General features: G+C 65.6%; 17 protein-coding genes. 10 read left to right on the plus strand and 7 right to left on the minus strand.

From position 1 onward, the window contains the following. From OIT41_RS06980 to OIT41_RS06990, 3 genes are read left to right on the plus strand one after another with little or no spacing between them, the layout of a single operon-like run. A complete protein-coding gene (locus OIT41_RS06980) occupies positions 1–753 on the plus strand; it encodes a CoA transferase subunit B (RefSeq protein WP_264637643.1) in 753 nt (250 codons plus the stop codon). Further along, positions 750–1,283: a MaoC family dehydratase gene (locus OIT41_RS06985; RefSeq protein WP_241708752.1), complete on the plus strand. Its 534-nt coding sequence runs from the start codon at positions 750–752 to the stop codon at positions 1,281–1,283. The genes OIT41_RS06980 and OIT41_RS06985 overlap by 4 nt, the downstream gene beginning before the upstream one ends. Continuing rightward, the gene (locus OIT41_RS06990) at positions 1,280–2,116 is read left to right on the plus strand and encodes an HpcH/HpaI aldolase/citrate lyase family protein (protein WP_264637644.1); all 837 of its coding nucleotides are present in this window, start codon (positions 1,280–1,282) and stop codon (positions 2,114–2,116) included. The genes OIT41_RS06985 and OIT41_RS06990 overlap by 4 nt, the downstream gene beginning before the upstream one ends. 4 nt (positions 2,117–2,120) lie before the next feature. Here OIT41_RS06990 and OIT41_RS06995 read toward each other — a convergent pair whose 3' ends face one another. Then, positions 2,121–3,581 carry a lipase maturation factor family protein gene (locus tag OIT41_RS06995; protein ID WP_264637645.1) on the minus strand — a complete coding sequence of 487 codons (1,461 nt, stop codon included), beginning with the start codon at positions 3,579–3,581 and terminating at the stop codon, positions 2,121–2,123. Positions 3,582–3,619: 38 nt separating this feature from the next. On the opposite strand from OIT41_RS06995, the gene dxr reads away from it, so the two are divergent. From dxr to OIT41_RS07020, 5 genes are all read left to right on the plus strand, one after another. Beyond that, positions 3,620–4,804 carry a 1-deoxy-D-xylulose-5-phosphate reductoisomerase gene (gene dxr, locus OIT41_RS07000; RefSeq protein WP_264637646.1) on the plus strand — a complete coding sequence of 395 codons (1,185 nt, stop codon included), beginning with the start codon at positions 3,620–3,622 and terminating at the stop codon, positions 4,802–4,804. 17 nt (positions 4,805–4,821) lie between these two features. Then, complete coding sequence (locus tag OIT41_RS07005; RefSeq protein WP_078105710.1) at positions 4,822–6,153, plus strand: M50 family metallopeptidase; 1,332 nt, start codon at positions 4,822–4,824, stop codon at positions 6,151–6,153. Between the two features lie 33 nt (positions 6,154–6,186). Continuing rightward, positions 6,187–6,480 (plus strand): YciI family protein, encoded by a 294-nt coding sequence (locus OIT41_RS07010; RefSeq protein ID WP_078105709.1) that lies wholly within the window; start codon positions 6,187–6,189, stop codon positions 6,478–6,480. Positions 6,481–6,546: 66 nt separating this feature from the next. Continuing rightward, the gene (ispG, locus tag OIT41_RS07015; RefSeq protein ID WP_078105708.1) at positions 6,547–7,713 is read left to right on the plus strand and encodes a flavodoxin-dependent (E)-4-hydroxy-3-methylbut-2-enyl-diphosphate synthase; all 1,167 of its coding nucleotides are present in this window, start codon (positions 6,547–6,549) and stop codon (positions 7,711–7,713) included. Next, a complete protein-coding gene (locus OIT41_RS07020) occupies positions 7,676–8,563 on the plus strand; it encodes a DUF4081 domain-containing GNAT family N-acetyltransferase (protein WP_264637938.1) in 888 nt (295 codons plus the stop codon). The genes ispG and OIT41_RS07020 overlap by 38 nt, the downstream gene beginning before the upstream one ends. 71 nt (positions 8,564–8,634) lie before the next feature. On the opposite strand, the gene OIT41_RS07025 is transcribed toward OIT41_RS07020, so the two are convergent. The 3 genes from OIT41_RS07025 to OIT41_RS07035 are packed head-to-tail and all read right to left on the minus strand — an operon-like array spanning position 8,635 to position 10,765. Continuing rightward, positions 8,635–9,261 carry a TetR family transcriptional regulator gene (locus tag OIT41_RS07025; protein WP_264637647.1) on the minus strand — a complete coding sequence of 209 codons (627 nt, stop codon included), beginning with the start codon at positions 9,259–9,261 and terminating at the stop codon, positions 8,635–8,637. Next, complete coding sequence (locus OIT41_RS07030) at positions 9,258–10,001, minus strand: ABC transporter permease (RefSeq protein WP_264637939.1); 744 nt, start codon at positions 9,999–10,001, stop codon at positions 9,258–9,260. Before OIT41_RS07030 ends, OIT41_RS07025 begins: the two co-directional genes overlap by 4 nt. 8 nt (positions 10,002–10,009) lie before the next feature. After that, positions 10,010–10,765 (minus strand): ABC transporter ATP-binding protein, encoded by a 756-nt coding sequence (locus OIT41_RS07035; protein ID WP_264637648.1) that lies wholly within the window; start codon positions 10,763–10,765, stop codon positions 10,010–10,012. A 499-nt stretch (positions 10,766–11,264) separates the two neighbouring features. On the opposite strand from OIT41_RS07035, the gene OIT41_RS07040 reads away from it, so the two are divergent. Beyond that, positions 11,265–13,076, plus strand: coding sequence for a proline--tRNA ligase (locus OIT41_RS07040; protein ID WP_264637649.1), 1,812 nt, complete (start codon positions 11,265–11,267; stop codon positions 13,074–13,076). Then, positions 13,073–13,870, plus strand: a complete 798-nt coding sequence (locus OIT41_RS07045; protein ID WP_264637650.1) for a sulfite exporter TauE/SafE family protein — start codon at positions 13,073–13,075, stop codon at positions 13,868–13,870. Before OIT41_RS07040 ends, OIT41_RS07045 begins: the two co-directional genes overlap by 4 nt. 51 nt (positions 13,871–13,921) lie before the next feature. Here OIT41_RS07045 and OIT41_RS07050 read toward each other — a convergent pair whose 3' ends face one another. The 3 genes from OIT41_RS07050 to OIT41_RS07060 are packed head-to-tail and all read right to left on the minus strand — an operon-like array spanning position 13,922 to position 16,788. After that, entirely contained in the window at positions 13,922–14,968 is a 1,047-nt protein-coding gene (locus tag OIT41_RS07050; protein WP_264637651.1) for an aminoglycoside phosphotransferase family protein, read from the minus strand. Between the two features lie 35 nt (positions 14,969–15,003). Beyond that, positions 15,004–15,732 (minus strand): VIT1/CCC1 transporter family protein, encoded by a 729-nt coding sequence (locus OIT41_RS07055; RefSeq protein WP_264637652.1) that lies wholly within the window; start codon positions 15,730–15,732, stop codon positions 15,004–15,006. Positions 15,733–15,783: 51 nt separating this feature from the next. Then, positions 15,784–16,788, minus strand: coding sequence for a DUF4439 domain-containing protein (locus tag OIT41_RS07060; RefSeq protein WP_264637653.1), 1,005 nt, complete (start codon positions 16,786–16,788; stop codon positions 15,784–15,786). Positions 16,789–16,938: the final 150 nt, after the last annotated feature.

Here is a 16,938-nt window from a genome sequence, read left to right on the forward strand (position 1 = left end):
ATGGAATCGAACATCACCGAGGATGTGCCGCCGCGTCCCGAGACGGTCAGGCACGAGTACCGCCGCGCCGGCGTCGAACACCACGAGGGCAAAGGCTGGACGCGGAACGAACTGGCCGCCCGCGTAGCCCGCGAACTGAGCAACGGGCAATACGTCAACCTCGGGATCGGCATGCCCACCCTGATTCCCAACTACATCCCCGAGGGCGTCGAAGTGATCCTGCATTCCGAGAACGGGATCCTGGGCGTGGGCCCCTATCCCGCCGACGATCAAGTGGATCCCGATCTGATCAACGCCGGCAAGGAAACGGTCACTGTCAACGCGGGTGCCGCGTTCTTCGACTCGGCAACGTCGTTCGGCATGATCCGTGGCGGCCATGTGGATGTCGCCGTGCTGGGCGCGATGGAGGTCGCGGCCAACGGGGACCTGGCCAACTGGATGGTGCCGGGCAAAATGGTCAAGGGCATGGGCGGCGCCATGGACCTGGTGTTCGGCGCGAAGCGGGTGATCGTGATGATGGAGCACGTGGACCGCAACGGCAAGCCCAAGATCGTCAAGGAATGCTCCTTGCCCGTCACGGGGAAGGGCTGCGTGGACCGGATCATCACCGACCTCGCCGTGATCGACGTCGTGTCCGAAGGCGGGGCATCGAGGCTCGTCCTGCGCGAATTGGCCCCGAATGTCTCCGCCGAGGACGTGGCCGCCGCGACCGGCGTCGAACTCTTCGAAGAGGACCAGGAGCTGACCGTATGACCAACGTCCCCGAATCCGGCGTCGCCGAACCCCGCATTGTCGAGCAGCGGGGCCTGTACTTCGACGAACTCGAGGAAGGCGTCGTGTACGCCCACCGGCCCGGGCGGACCGTCACCGAAACGGACAACGTCCTGTTCACCACGCTGACCATGAACACGCAAGCATTGCACCTGGACGCGGCGTGGAGCGCGAAGCAGCCCTTCGGCCAGAGGCTCATGAACTCGATGTTCACCTTGTCCACCATGGTGGGACAGTCCGTGACGCAACTGACCCAAGGCACCATCATTGCCCAACTGGGCCTCACGGACGTCTCATTCCCGCACCCGCTCTACCACGGTGACACCCTCTACACGGAGACTGTCATCACCGGGAAACGGGAGTCGTCGTCGCGTCCCGGGCAGGGCGTGGTGACCATGAAACACACCGGCCGCAACCAGGACGGGACGGTTGTCGCGCTGGCCACGCGGGCCTGCCTCATGTGGAGCCGGACCGCGCATCTGGAGGCACAACAGGGGACAATCAATACATGACCTTCACCATGGGCCCCGCTTTGCTTTTCTGCCCCGCCGACCGTCCGGAGCGGTTCCAAAAGGCCGCTGAGCGTTCCGACGCCGTCATCGTGGACCTCGAGGACGCCGTCGCCCCCGCAGACAAGAAGCGGGCGAGGGGCGCCATCCTCGCCCAGCTCGGCTCCGGCGGCGAGACGGCCGAACTCGACCCGAGCCGCACGATTGTGCGCGTCAATCCGGTCGGCACCGCGGACTTCGAGAAGGACCTGCACTGCCTCGCGCATACTCCCTACCGCACCGTCATGCTGGCGAAGGCCGAGACCGGTGAACAGCTGAAAGCACTCGAGGGATACCACGTCATCGCCCTCTGCGAGACGGCCAAAGGAATCGTCAACGCGGCTGAGATCGCCCAGGCCCCCAACGTCGTCGGACTCATGTGGGGCGCCGAGGACCTGATCGCCTCCATGGGCGGCACCTCCAGCCGCAAGGACGACGGCGGCTACCGTGCCGTCGCAATGCACTCGCGGTCCACGGTGCTGCTCGCGGCCAAGGCCGCAGGCAAGGAAGCGATCGACTCGGTCTACGTCGACATTCCCGATCTTGCCGGGCTGGCCGTCGAGTCGGCCGACGCCGTGGCCAGCGGGTTCGGTGCGAAGGCCTGCATCCACCCGAACCAGGTTGCCGTCGTCCGCGAAGCCTATGCGCCGTCGCCCGATGCCGTCGCGGGGGCCCGGGACCTGCTTGACGCTGCGGCCGCGGCTGGAACGGGCGTGTTCCAATACAAAGGCAAAATGGTGGACGGTCCCATCCTGAAACACGCCGAATCCACGTTGCGCAGGGCCCGGCTTTCCTGAAGCGCTATTGACCGCGCCGTCGTGACTTCGGCAGGGACAACGGAGCGATGACCTCGTAGAGCTCCATGCGGATCCAGCGCTGCCCAGTCTCGCGGAACTCGGCCCTCGTGGCGAAGCGGTACAGGAAGCTGCGCGCCCGCACCCAACGCGGCGGCGCGCCGTCGAACGGATCCTGGCGCAACAAGCGCAAAGTGGGCGGATCGGCGTCGAGCAGTTTGCCCAGGAACGCGTAGAACCATTCCTCGTGCACCGTGCGCAAGGGCAGGAACCACATCAGCCAGTCGAGGCGCAAGTGGTACGGCGCCCATTGCCGGGGGAGCCGGCGGACGTCGCCGGGCTTGCCCTTGAAGCCGTATTCGCGCCAATCCGCCTCGTCGACCGGAACATCGGCCTGGGTGCCCTCCACCACGATTTCCACCCGGTGCCTTGTCACCGTGCCGAACGCCCCGTAGGTGTTGACCAATTGCCACCGGTTGAAGCTGGCGTTCATGAGCTGCCCCCGCGAGAGCAGGTTGCGGGCCGGCCAATAGCTGAGCACCACGAGGAGCACCGTCACCGCGAGGACGACGGCGAGCCACCACACCGGGGCCTGAGCCGTGGCCGGGTACCGCTGTCGCGGTATGAAAGGCAGCACGGCGTGGGCCTCCCGGTCGCCCACCGCAGCGAAGGCGAGCACGATCGCGGACCAATTGAGCCACGCGAAGTTTCCACTCCCCACAAGCCAAAGCTGCGTGAAGACGACAATTCCGGCGGCAATGGTGGCCAGCGGCTGCGGGGCGAACAGGAAGAACGGCACCACCAGCTGGGCGAAGTGGTTGCCGAGCACTTCCATCCGGTGCATCGGCTTGGGCAACAGATGCGCCTGGCGGCTCAATGGCCCCGGCATGGGCTGCGTCTCGTGGTGGTAGTACAGGGCGGTTAAATCACGCCACTCGCTTCCGCCGTGGATCTTGATCATGCCCGCGCCGAATTCGAGCCTGAACAGCAGCCACACGAGCAGGACGAGGATGGTTCTCGGCGGGGGAACCTGATCCGAACCGAGGAAGCCCACAGTGAAGCCCATCTCCAACAGCAGCATCTCCCAGCCGAAGCCGTAGAAGGTCTGTCCGACGTTGACGATCGACATGTAGAGCAACCACAACGCCAGGAACGCCGCCAAGGGAAGCCACGGCGGGCCCAGCTGCGGCAACCCGCCCACGAGGGTCAAGGACACCGCTAGCCCGGCAGCGCACACGGCCCGGAGCAACGCGTCCGAATACTTCCAACGGAACAGGCTGGGCCTGCGCAAGACCCTGTGGACGTCTACGTACCTCGGAACAGGCAGGAGCCCGTGCTCCCCGAGGAGCGCGGGAAACTGGTTGAGGCTGGACAGGAACGCGATGAAATACAGCGCGGCCGTGCCGCGCTGTAGCACCTGCCGGGCGAATTCATAGTCCGGCGCCTCGAACCACGAGACCCAGTCCACAAACCAACGCTACGCCTGGGGTGCGGGATACTTAAGCAATGCAGCCGCGCAAGATCATCCTCCTCGGGTCCACTGGTTCCATCGGCACTCAAGCGATTGACGTCGTCGACGCCGCCCCGCATCTCTTCGAGGTCGTTGCATTGAGCGCAGGCGGCGGGAACCTTGAACTCATTGCGCGGCAGGCTGTCCACACCAAGGCCCAGGCAGTCGGCATTGCCTACGGCGATCCCCATGAACTCCGGAGACTCATCGGCGCTGCGGCCTCCGCCGCCGGACTCCGGAACTACGATCCGGCGATCATCACGGGGCCGGATGCGTCCACCAAGATTGCCGCGATCGAAGCGGACGTCGTGCTCAACGGCATCACAGGATCCATCGGCCTGGCGCCCACGCTGGCAGCCCTCAAGTCCGGCGCGATCCTGGCCCTGGCGAACAAGGAATCCCTGATCGTCGGCGGCGCACTGGTGAAGGCCGCGGCCGCCGTCGACCAGATCGTGCCCGTGGATTCGGAGCACTCCGCCATCGCCCAATGCCTGCGGGCGGGAACCGACAAAGAGGTCGAGAAAATCATCCTGACGGCGTCCGGCGGACCTTTCCGGGGCCGTAGCCGCGAGCAACTCCGCGACGTCACCCCGGCCGAGGCCCTTGCCCACCCCACGTGGGACATGGGCCTGATGGTCACCACCAACTCGGCAAGCCTGGTCAACAAGGGGCTGGAGGTCATCGAAGCCCACTTGCTCTTCGACGTCCCCTTGGACAGGATCGACGTCGTGGTGCACCCGCAATCCGTGGTGCATTCCATGGTGGAATTCGTGGACGGCTCCATCATTGCCCAGGCTTCTCCGCCGGACATGCGCCTCCCCATCGCCCTCGGACTCGGGTGGCCGGACCGCGTGCCCCGCGCCGCAAAGCCCTGCGACTGGAGCCAGGCCACGAGTTGGACGTTCGAGCCCCTCGACTCGGTAGCCTTCCCGGCGGTGGAACTGGCCAAGGACGCAGCGAAGCAGGGGAGCACGTTCCCGGCGGTCTTCAACGCGGCCAACGAGGAAGCGGTGGAGGCCTTCCACGCCGGCAGGATCCGGTTCACCGACATCGTGGACACGGTGGAGTCCGTCCTCAGCGAACATTCAGGATCCTTGGAGCTGACAGTGGACTCCGTGTTGGATGCTGAGAGGTGGGCACGCACGCGCACCCACGATCGTTTAGCCAACAGCACCCTTTAGGAAGCAGTACTTAAGGCATGAATCCCGTCATTCTGTTCATTCTCGGAGTCGTCTTCGTCGCGATCGGCGTGGCTGTCTCCATTGCGCTGCACGAGGTGGGGCACCTGGTCCCCGCCAAGTTGTTCAAAGTGCGCGTCACGAAATACATGATTGGTTTCGGCCCTACCCTGTGGTCCAAGCGGAAAGGCGAGACCGAATACGGCGTCAAGGCCATCCCGTTGGGCGGCTACGTCGCCATGATCGGCATGTACCCGCCCAACAAGGAAGACGGCAGCGTCAGGCCGTCCAGCACCGGCATGTTCCAGACGCTCGCCACCGAGGCCCGGTCCGCGGCGCACGAGGAAGTTGGCCCCGGGGACGAGAACAGGGTCTTCTACAGGCTGCCGGTCTGGAAAAAGGTCATCATCATGCTGGGTGGCCCGGCCATGAACCTGCTCATCGGCCTGGTCCTGACCGCGGTGCTGCTCATGGGCTTCGGAGTGTCCTCGGCCACCACCACCATTGCCGAAGTGTCCAAGTGCCAGGTCAAGGCCGGTGAGACCGTCGATCCGAACTCCCCGAACTGCCAGCTGACCCCGGCTGCGGTGGCCAAGCTCCAGCCCAACGACGTCGTCACCAGCTTCGATGGCAAGCCCGTGACGAGTTGGGCTGAAATGAGCGGCTGGATCCGGGCATCCGCCGGCAAGTCTGTCCAGATCACCGTGGATCGTGGCGGCAAGAGCGTCACCACGCAGGTAACCCCGGTGCTTTCCGCGCGCCCCGTCGTTGGGGACAACGGCCAGCAGGCCAAGGGCGCGGACGGCAAGCCGTTGTACGAGCAAGTCGGGTTCCTTGGCATCGGTGCGCAGACCGCCATGGTGCCCCAACCGGCGTCGACCGTTCTTCCGATGGCAGGCGAGAACATCAAACAGATTGCCGGAGTCATCCTCAACCTGCCCGCGAGGGTGGTCGGCGTGGCGCAAGCGGCTTTCGGTTCCGAGCCGCGAGATCCCAATGGCCCGATCAGCGTGGTGGGTGTCGGCCGGGTGGCCGGTGAAGTGGCTGCCATGGACCAGGTTCCGCTGCAATCGCGCATCGGGGCCCTCGTGGGACTCCTCGCAGGACTGAACTTCGCCCTCGCCATCTTCAACCTGGTTCCGCTCCTGCCGCTCGACGGCGGACATGTTGCGGGCGCGCTCTACGAGGGAGCCCGCCGTCGGATCGCCAAGCTGTTCGGCAAACCGGATCCGGGAGCTTTCGACATCGCCAAGCTCCTGCCGCTCACCTACGTCGTGGCGAGTGTGCTCATGGCCATGAGCGCACTGCTGATCTATGCGGACATCGTCAAGCCCGTCAACCTCTTTGGCTGATGCTGAATTGTGCCGGGGGGATAGGCTATCCATATGACTGTTTTCGCTGTTGAGTACGTGTACGACGCCGAGTCCGCCGAGGTGCGCGACGCGAACCGCCCCGCCCACCGTGCCTGGCTCGCCAGCCTCGCCGAGCAGGGAACCCTGCTGGCGAGCGGCCCTTACACCGACGGCGCTGGTGCGCTGCTGCTGCTCGAGGCCGCCGACGAGTCCGAGCTGAACGCCACGCTGAAGGAGGATCCGTTCGCCGCCGTCCGCGGGATCGCAGGCATCCGGACATCGGAGTGGAACCCCGTGATCGGGATGCTCTCCGCCCACGCTTCCTAGCAGCTTGACCGGCCGGAGTCCGGACTCCGGCCCCACGTTCCACCCATTTCAACCCAAGGAGTCCACGTGACCTCGGTCAGCCTGGGAATGCCGTCAGCCCCGCCCCCCGTTCTCGCTCCCCGCCGCAAGACCCGCCAGATCAAGGTGGGGTCGGTCGGCGTCGGCTCCGATTCACCCATCAGCGTGCAATCGATGACCACCACACCCACGACGGACATCAACGCCACGCTGCAGCAAATCGCGGAGCTGACGGCGTCCGGCTGCGACATCGTGCGTGTCGCCTGCCCGTCCGCGGACGACGCCGAGGCATTGCCGATCATCGCCCGCAAGTCCCAGATTCCGGTGATCGCGGATATCCACTTCCAGCCGAAGTACGTCTTCGCTGCGATCGAAGCCGGTTGCGCCGCGGTGCGCGTCAATCCGGGCAATATCCGCAAGTTCGACGACCAGGTGAAGGAGATCGCCAAGGCCGCCAAGGACCACGGCACGTCGATCCGGATCGGCGTCAACGCAGGATCCCTGGAGCCCGGCATCCTGAAGAAGTACGGCAAGGCCACCCCGGAAGCCCTCGTGGAATCGGCCGTGTGGGAAGCGTCGTTGTTCGAGGAACACGGCTTCCACGATTTCAAGATCTCCGTCAAGCACAACGACCCCGTCATCATGGTGGCGGCCTACGAGATGCTTGCCGAAAAGGGCGACTGGCCCCTGCACCTTGGCGTGACCGAGGCCGGACCGGCTTTCCAGGGCACCATCAAGTCCGCCACGGCGTTTGGTGCGCTGCTGTCCCGGGGCATCGGCGACACCATCCGCGTGTCCCTCTCCGCGCCGCCTGTTGAGGAAATCAAGGTCGGCAACCAGATCCTGCAGTCACTCAACCTGCGCCCCCGCAAGCTCGAAATCGTCTCCTGCCCGTCATGCGGACGCGCCCAGGTGGACGTCTACACGCTGGCCGAGCAGGTCACGGCCGGGCTCGAAGGAATGGAGATTCCGCTGCGGGTCGCCGTCATGGGTTGCGTGGTGAACGGACCGGGTGAGGCCCGTGAAGCCGATCTTGGTGTGGCGTCCGGAAACGGCAAGGGACAGATCTTCGTGAAGGGCGAAGTCATTAAGACTGTCCCCGAGAGCCAGATTGTTGAGACACTGATCGAAGAGGCCATGCGTATCGCCGAAGAGATGGGGGAGGCCGATGGCGAAGATGCTGTCAAGGGTAGCCCCGTGGTTAGCGTCTCGTAGCGAGACAGCCGCCGATGGGATTTCCGTCCGGGTGCTCGGCGCTGCCGACACCCGGGCCCTTCGCGTGCTCGCGATGGAAGACCCCGTAGCGAATGTCTTCATTCTGGCGCACCTCGATTCGTCGGGAAGCGCCGCACCCACGGCGGGTGGCGCGAGCGTCTTCGGAGTGTTCGACGGCGACGCCCTGGTGGGTGCCTGCTGGGCCGGCGCCAACCTGGTTCCGGTGCAGTTGGACCCTGACCTGGCGTCACGCGTCGCGGCGGTTGCCCACCGGGCCGGCCGCCGCTATGCCTCGATTTTCGGGCCCGCGGAGACCGTGCTGGCACTCCATTCGCGCTTGGAGCAACTGGGGCATTTCGCCCACGAGGTGCGTGCCGACCAGCCGCTCCTGGCCATATCCGGGCCACCCGCCGTCGACGCCAATCCGCAGCTCGGCTTCGGCAACATTGCGGACTTCGACCGGATCCTGCCCGCCTGTGCCGCCATGTTCGAAGAAGAAGTGGGGTATTCACCTTTTCTTGGGAGCGAGGACTTCTACAGCCGCCGGGTGTCCGGACTGATCCGGCAAGGCCATTCCCTGGTGCACATCGACGCGGACGGGACGGTGAAGTTCAAAGCCGAACTCGGGGCCGTCACCGCCCAGGCCACCCAGGTGCAGGGCGTGTGGATGAACCCCGAGTTCCGCGGCCAAGGACTCAGCGCAGGGTACATGGCAGGAGTGGTGGTCCTGGCGCAGAAGTTCGCGCCGATCACGAGCCTCTACGTCAACGAATACAACACCAGGGCACGCGCCACGTACGAGCGGGTGGGTTTCCAACGCCTCGGAACCTTCGCCACGGTCCTGTACTGACCGGCCCAACCCCGTCCTGACCCACCCAACTGACTCGCAGTAGTTGTCGTTTTGAGGGTTCATAACGACAACTACTGCGAGTCAGTTGGGTGGGAGAGCTCGCCGGTGAGGTAGTGCTGGACGTTCGGGGCCACGAGCCGGACCACCTCGTCCTGGGAAGCGGAAGCCAACGGTTCCAGCCGGACCACGTAGCGCATCAGCATGAGCCCCACTACCTGCGTGGCAACGAGGTTGCCGCGCATTTTCGCCTCCTCGGGGGAGCCGGGAAGGCCCGCCGTGATCCTGGACAGGATGGTCCTCGCCACCATCTCCCGCAGCAAGGCGGTCTTGGCCTTGGAACCGATCGTTCCCCTGACGAAGGCGACAAGCCCGTGTTGCGCCGGGCTTTCCCACAGCCGCAACACGGCGCGGACGATTGCTTCGGCGCGTTGCCCAGGATCGAGTGATTCGACGCCGGCAAGGACCTCGTCGGGATTCGCCGGGAGCTCGACGCTCTGGGCGAAGAGCTCGTCCTTGCCCTTGAAGAAGTGGTGGACCATGGCCGGGTCCACTTCGGCTTCGCGGGCCACTTGCCGCAGGCTCGTCCCGTCGAACCCGTGCTCGGCGAACAGCCGGCGCGCTGTGGCCAGGATCAGTTCGCGGGAGTCGCTGCCGCCGCTCCGGCGCCCCCGCCGCAAGGGAGGCAAGGCGCCGCTCACGAGGTCCGCCGTCGGAGGGTGAACGATGCCAGGACCAATACTCCGATGACGATCGCAGCCATGATCCCGGCATCCTGCCACATGGTTTGCGTCGCTTCGGTGTTGTCGGCGATCTGCTGGAGTGCATCGACCGAAAACGTCAGCGGCAGCACATTGGAGATGCCCTCCAGGAGGCTGTTCATGTGGTCCCTGGCCACGAAAAGCCCGCACAACAGGATCTGCGGAATGACCACGACGGGCATGAACTGCACCGCCTGGAATTCGGTCCGTGCAAAGGCTGAGCACAAGAGGCCGAGCGCGACGCCCAGCACGGCATTGATGACGGCGATCATCACGACGTAACCAGGACCGCCCTTGATGTCCAGGTTGAAGATCCAGTAGGCCACAGCCGTGGCGACAAGGGATTGGAGAGCGGCCATGATGGAGAACGCCAACGCATAGCCGAACAGGAGATCGGCTTTGTGGATGGGCGTCGTCAGGAGCCGTTCCAACGTCCCCGAGGTTCTTTCGCGCAACATCGTGATCGACGTGACCAGGAACATCACCACAAACGGGAAAATGGCCAGCATCATGAGTCCCACACGGTCAAAGGTCCGGGGGAATCCGGGAGGCAGGGTTTCGTTCTCGAAGAGATAGTAGACGCCCGTGAGGAGCAGGGCGGGAACCACCATGATGAGGGCGACGCTGCGGTGGTCGTGGCGCAGTTGGTCCAAAACCCGCCTGGTGGTGGCAAACATCATCCGTGGATTCATGACGCCACCTGGCTTTCGTTGGCACTCCGGCGATTCGGGACGCCGCTTGTTTCCCGGATGATGTGCAGGAAGGCCTGTTCCAAGTCGTTGCTGTGGCCCCGCTCGCTGAGTTCCGCCGGACTGAGCTGCGCGAGCAGCAAACCTTCGCGGAGCAGGAGCAGCGATGAACAGTGCGAGGCCTCTTCCATGACATGGCTCGACACCAACAGGGTGGTGCCGGCTTCGGCCATGGCGGAAAACCGTTCCCACAGCTCGGCACGCAGGACGGGATCCAAACCCACCGTCGGTTCGTCGAGGATCAGCAGCTTGGGACGCGAGACGAGCGCGCAGGCCAGCGAGACCCGGCTGAATTCGCCGCCGGACAGGTCCGCCGTCCTTTGCCGTGCCAGCGTTTCGAGCCCGACGGCGGCAATCGCCTCCGCGGTGTCGGCCGCCGAGACGCCGTGCATGGCTCCGAAATACCTGACGTTCGCTTCGACGCTGAGGTCCGTGTAGACGCTCGGTGCCTGGGTGACGTATCCGACGTCGTGCCGCAAGGACGGCGTACCGGCAGGTCGGCCCAATACTTCCACGCTGCCGGCGGTGAGCCGCTGGACCCCCACGATGCAGCGCATGAGGGTTGTCTTTCCGCTCCCGGAGGGTCCGAGCAGGCCCGTGATCCGCCCGGTCTCCATGGCGAAGTCCACGCCGCGCAGGATCTTTTTATGGCCGCGGGTGACGTGCAGGCCTTCCGCTTTGACGGCCGGAGGCATGCCCGGCGCATTACTTCCTGGTGCACTGTGGGACATCGTCGCCTCCGGGATAACTTATTCATCAGGTGATGAATAAAAGGTAGGCCCGCAACCGGTTGGCGTCAACAAAAAATTGATAAGTCCAAGCCCTTGAAAAAAGTGTCCGCAATCACATAAGTTCAGATCAGCCGTGTCGCTGGGGCGCGGATGGTTTCAGAGAGGAAACACAGACAAATGACTGTAAGCGTTGATCTTTTGAAGGCATCCGACAGGTCTCACTGAGCCTCCAAGACAGCGCGAGCGGCCGAGCGGCCGCTGAGCCACGCCATGGCAGGATGACCAGCCGCCCAGCGGCCAGGGGCTTCCTCGCACCATGGCGTGGCTCCTCTTCGTTCGGTGCCTCCCCTGCCTTGGGGGAGGAACCCAGGGGAGTGGCAGCGGCAGGTTCACCGGCCGCAAGCCGGTAGATTGGTACACAGTAGTTTTTGCCAGCTCTTGCCATAGAAACGGATTCTGCCCCGTGGTCCTTCGCCTCTCCCAGCTGTTCCTGCGCACCCTGCGTGAAGATCCCGTCGACGCCGAAGTCGCAAGCCACAAACTCCTGGTCCGCGCGGGCTACATCCGCCGTGCCGCGCCCGGCATCTACACGTGGCTGCCTTTGGGACTGAGTGTGCTGCGCAAGGTCGAGCAGATCATCCGCGAGGAAATGGCCGCCATCGGCGCCCAGGAAGTCCACTTCCCGGCACTGCTGCCCCGGGAACCGTATGAGGCAACCAACCGCTGGACCGAATACGGCGAGGGGCTGTTCCGGCTCCAGGACCGCAAGGGTGCCGACTACCTTCTCGCGCCCACCCACGAGGAAATGTTCACCCTCCTGGTCAAGGACCTGTACTCCTCGTACAAGGACCTGCCGCTGAGCCTCTACCAGATCCAGAACAAGTACCGCGACGAAGCGCGTCCCCGCGCGGGGCTCCTCCGCGGCCGCGAATTCATCATGAAGGATTCGTACTCCTTCGACGTCGACGACGCCGGCCTGGACGCGAGCTACGCGGCCCACCGCGCCGCGTACCTGAAAATCTTCGAGCGCCTCGGCCTTGAGGTCATCCCCGTTGCCGCCACGGCAGGCGCCATGGGCGGATCCAAGAGCGAGGAGTTCCTGCACCCCACCGAGATCGGCGAGGACACCTTCGTGCGCTCGGCAGGCGGGTACGCGGCCAACGTCGAAGCCGTGACCACCGTGGTCCCGGCCGACATCGATTTCAGCAACGCGCCTCCAGCACGCGTCCTGGACACGCCTGACACGCCCACCATCGAAACCCTGGTGGCGGCCGCCAACCAGCTCGCCCCCCGCAGCGATTCCGACGGCGGCGGCTGGACTGGCGCCGACACCCTCAAGAATGTGGTCCTCGCCGTCACGCTGCCCACCGGTGAGCGCCAGATCGTGGTCATCGGCGTCCCCGGAGACCGCGCCGTGGACCTCAAGCGCGTCGAAGCCAATATCGGTTCATTCCTGCCCATTGCCGGAGAGATCGGCCTCGAAGCGGCCAACGAGGACGACCTCAGGAAGATCCCGGAACTCGTCAAGGGCTACATCGGCCCGGGCCTGGTCCTCGGCGAGGCCGTGCTCGGCCTCGAAGGCACGTCCAAGTTGCTCTTCCTGGTGGACCCCCGGGTTGTCCCGGGCACCAGCTGGGTCACCGGCGCGAACGAAGACGGCAAGCACGTCTTCGGCCTCGTCGCCGGGCGCGACTTCGCCTGGGACGGCGTCATCGAATGCACCGAGGTTCGCGCGGGAGACGAAGCCCCGGACGGCTCCGGTCCCTTGGAGACTGCGCGCGGCATCGAAATGGGCCACATCTTCCAGCTCGGCCGCAAGTACGCCGAAGCCCTCGACCTGAAGGTCCTTGACCAGAACGGCAAGCAGGTCGTGGTCACGATGGGCTCGTACGGCGTCGGCGTGACCCGTGCCGTGGCCGCCCTGGCCGAGGCCAACAACGACGACCGTGGCTTGATCTGGCCGCGCTCCGTGGCCCCCGCGGATGTCCACGTGGTCGCCGTCGGACGCGGCGAGGAAATCTTCGCGGCGGCGGAAAAGCTCTCCGCCGAACTCGAAGCCGCCGGCCTCGACGTGATCTACGACGACCGCCCCAAGGTTTCCCCCGGCGTGAAGTTCGGCGACGCCGAGCTCGTGGGCGTCCCCACCATCGTGGCGGTCGGCCGCGGCCTGGTGGACGGCGTTGTGGAGATCAAGGACCGTCGTACCGGAGAGGCCGAGAACGTGGCAGTCGAGAAGGCTGCCGACTACGTGGTCAACGCCGTACGCCAGAAGTGATCTCCGGCTTCGAGTCGGTCCAGCTCACCACGCTCATCATGATCGTGGTGGCCGGATTCGCTGCCGGCTGGATAGACGCCGTGGTGGGCGGCGGGGGACTGATCCAGCTCCCCGCCTTGCTCCTGGTTCCGGGGATCACCCCGGTCCAGGCGCTGGCCACCAACAAAATGGGCTCCATCTTCGGGACGACAACGAGCGCGGTCACTTATTACCGCCGGGTCGGTCCTGACCTCAAGACGGCCATCCCGATGGCGGTGATTGCCCTCGCGGGCAGTTTCGGCGGTGCCGTCCTGGCAGCCAACCTTCCCGCGAGCGTGTTCAAACCCATCATCGTGGTGGCGCTGATCGCCGTCGCGCTCTTCACCGCGCTGCGGCCCAACGCAGGCGAGTTGACGGCCCTGCGTCACGACGGCCACACGCACTATGTCGTGGCGTGCGCCATCGGGGCGGTGATCGGGTTCTACGACGGTCTGATAGGTCCCGGAACAGGCTCGTTCCTGGTGATCGCCCTCGTCTCCGCCATGGGCTATGCGTTCCTCGAGGCCAGCGCCAAGGCGAAGATCGTCAACATGGCCACCAACGCCGGAGCCCTCTTGTTCTTCCTGCCGCACGGATCACTGCTGTGGGGCGTCGGCGCAGTGCTGGGCCTGTCGAACATGGCCGGTGGCTACCTGGGCGCCCGGACCGCCGTGAAACAGGGCAGCGGCTTTGTACGGATCGTGTTCCTGATCGTCGTCGGCGCGTTGATCATCAAACTCGGCATGGATGTCTGGAACGACTACGTCGCCACGTAGCGTTACGGACGCCGGGAGCGATCGCCGGCGCGAAGCCGCGGAAGTCTGACGCTAGCTCGAGGCGGGCTGTCCCGGTTCGGGAAGGTCGTGCGCTGCGGGCAGCCCGTCCAGCGGCCGTCCCGCAAGGGTGCTGGCCACCCACAAGGAGCGCGCCAGATCGCCTTCATGGCGTGGTTTGCCGGCATACGACAGCGCGTTTTCGACCTCGCGGACCAAACTCCATTCCCGGGCCGCTTCGCCGTCCAGGCCGGCCGCGCTGCTGAAATCCGCGCAGCGCTCCAGGAGGGCGACTTCCGGCGCCGTCCTGGAGAGATCGCGGATGCGGTTCCACAGGATCGGGGCGACGGCGAATTCCGCCTCACCGATCATCGGTTGCGGATCGATCGCCACGTAGGCGCGTTTGCCCGCTGACCCCGCCCCCTTGAACGCGCCACCGGGGGAGCCGTTGAGATGGGGGAGGATGTTCACGAAATGCAGGTCGCAATGCACCAGCACGTCCCGGCCCGAGCGCCGACCTACTGCGCCCCGCGTCTGGCATACCTCCAAAGCGGCTTCGAGGAGCCACCGGGGAAAGGGCTGGCCCAGGTGCTCCCAATCGGCAGGCAACTCATCGCTCCAGCGTTCGGCCCGGGCCGCGATGTGCTCAAACTCTTTCCATTCGGACCGCTCGTCCGGCTCGATGCTGAGTTCCCGCACGAGCGTTCCCCAGACGTCGCGCGCTTCATCCATCCGGGCGCCCTGCAGCCAGCTGACGGCGTCGAGCCGCTCCAGGACCATCGCGCAGGAGGCGGCATCGGCGTCGAGCAGCCTGACGGCTCCGTTGCCTCCCCACAGGGCCAGGGCATGCCGTTCGACGAGGGCCTCCTCGTGCGGGAACGCTATTTTGAGCACCGAACGGGCACCGTCGTAGAGGACCGGAATGACGATGCCGCCATGGCCATTCCATGGTTCCGCGCCGGGTTCCAGGTCGACGGACAGCTGCCAACGTTCCAGGCTCGCGTTGATCAGCCCGGGCAGCCCTGAGAGCCACGCGCGCCCCTCCGCTGTGCGGGAGTAGCGTGCCTGGAGGTCGCCAGGGATGGAAACGAAGGTAGTCATCACTGTCAGACTACCCAAGCCGGTCCCGGAGTGGTTCAGACCACTCCGGAGGAGCCCAAGAGGCTTCCGATCAGGAAGGTCGCGGCCAGCGCAAGGGCTCCGCCGATGACGACCCGCACGGCGGCACGGGTCTTCGAGCTGCCGCCGATCCATGCTCCAAGGGCTCCCGTGACGGCCAACGCGAGCAGCACGGAAATGAAGGTCAGGGGTACACGCAGGCCCGGGGGCGGGAGCAGGATCGCGAGCAGGGGCAGTACCGCGCCGAGGGTGAAGGCAATGGCGGAGGCGAAGGCCGCATGCCACGGGCTCACGATGTCGTCCTCGTCGATGTTCAATTCGGCGGAAAGGTGGGCGGCCAAGGCATCGTGTTCCGTCAATTCGACGGCCACTTTCCGCGCGGTTTCAGGACGCAGGCCCTTGGCCTCGTAGATCGCAGTCAGTTCGGCCAGCTCTTCTTCGGGTTCCTCGGCGAGTTCCCGGCGCTCCTTCTCGATGAGTGCCTTTTGGCTGTCGCTTTGGCTGCTGACGGATACGTACTCGCCGAGTGCCATGGACACCGCACCGCCCACGAGACCGGCTGCTCCAGCGGTGAGGATGGCGCCGGTACTCGTCGTGGCGCCGGCGACGCCCACCACGATGGCGGCAACGGAGACGATTCCGTCGTTGGCGCCAAGGACTCCGGCCCGAAGCCAGTTGAGCCGGTGGGCGAGGTCGTTGGCGTGTGGTTCGTTTTCATGCAGGGCTGCAGTTTCGATGGAAGCCATGGTACAAGCCAAACACTCCGGGACGGCTGCCGCCAGCAAAGAAAGGCTTTCCTATGGAGACGGAGTTCCTGACGGCAGCGGCGGCAGTGCCGCGTTGTCGACGGAAAGTCCCGCGAACGGGCCAACCGGAGTTCCCCAGGCCTGGCTGCGTTTCGCGGCGTCGACAAGCCCGTCGATGGCCCATTGGCGCGTCCCGCCGTCCGACAACGCCACGAGGTCGGCATAGGCCGTCAGTGAGCTGGACTCCATGCTGCCCAGCGCCAGGGCGGGTTTGGCGGCGAAAGTGGCGGGCAGCCGATAACCGGCTTCCCGCGGAGGTGTGGCGATGCAGTGCAGCCTGCCCTGGGCTTCCGCTCCACGGAGCAGTTCCTGATGACGGGCCAACCAGGTGGCTGCCGTCGCGGAAGCCTTCGCGTCCAGCCTGGTCAAGGCCACCTGGTACGCATAGATCGACTCCTGCTCGGAGCTGACGACGGCAGCCAGGGCGGCCGGCAGATCTGCCGCGGTGGGCGCTGTTCCGGGTGTCGGTGCAGTGGTCGACGTACCCGGCGATGCAGGGCAGCTTGGCGGCGGGGTCGGGGCGGAACCGGCCGCGGCCGGGGTCGACGGTGCCGGCAAGCCCCACGCCACGGCCAGCCGCGATGACTCAAGCAGCTGGGCGGTCCCGACGGCGGCAAGCAGCCGTGCCATGCCGCCGTCGGCGTCCGCCGCGTCCGCCAAGCGACGGGACGCGCTCGAGGTGAGTTCTGAGACAAAGGCCGCCCGGGTCGGGCGGTCCTGGGTGGCGCCGGGGCTGGTGGAAGCCGAGGGCATGGTCGATGGCGACGAACCGGGAAGCGGAAGCAGCGCGCGCGTCTGGAGTGTCAGCAACATCACAGTGTCGGTGCTCTCCAGGGCCGAGGCGCTGCCCAAAAGCGCCTCGGTCGACGACAGCGCTGCGGAGCGGGCAGTTTCGGAAAACGGCACCGCTTGCGGCTTTCCGGCGTCCCGCGGGACAACGACGGCGCCCACTCCGAGGACGAGGACTGCGAGGAAAGCCAGGAGGAGGCCTTTCATCCAGCGACGGCTCCGTGGTTTCTCAACAGTCTCGTGGTTCACAACAGACTATGGTGTCACGCCCACGGACCACTTGCGTCTCCCCGCAGAGAAGCACCGTGCACCACGCCGCCGTAAATGTCGTTAAGCTAGTAGTCACAACATCATCTA

The organism is Arthrobacter sp. YA7-1, from assembly GCF_025960325.1.
Taxonomy (GTDB): domain Bacteria; phylum Actinomycetota; class Actinomycetes; order Actinomycetales; family Micrococcaceae; genus Arthrobacter; species Arthrobacter bambusae_A.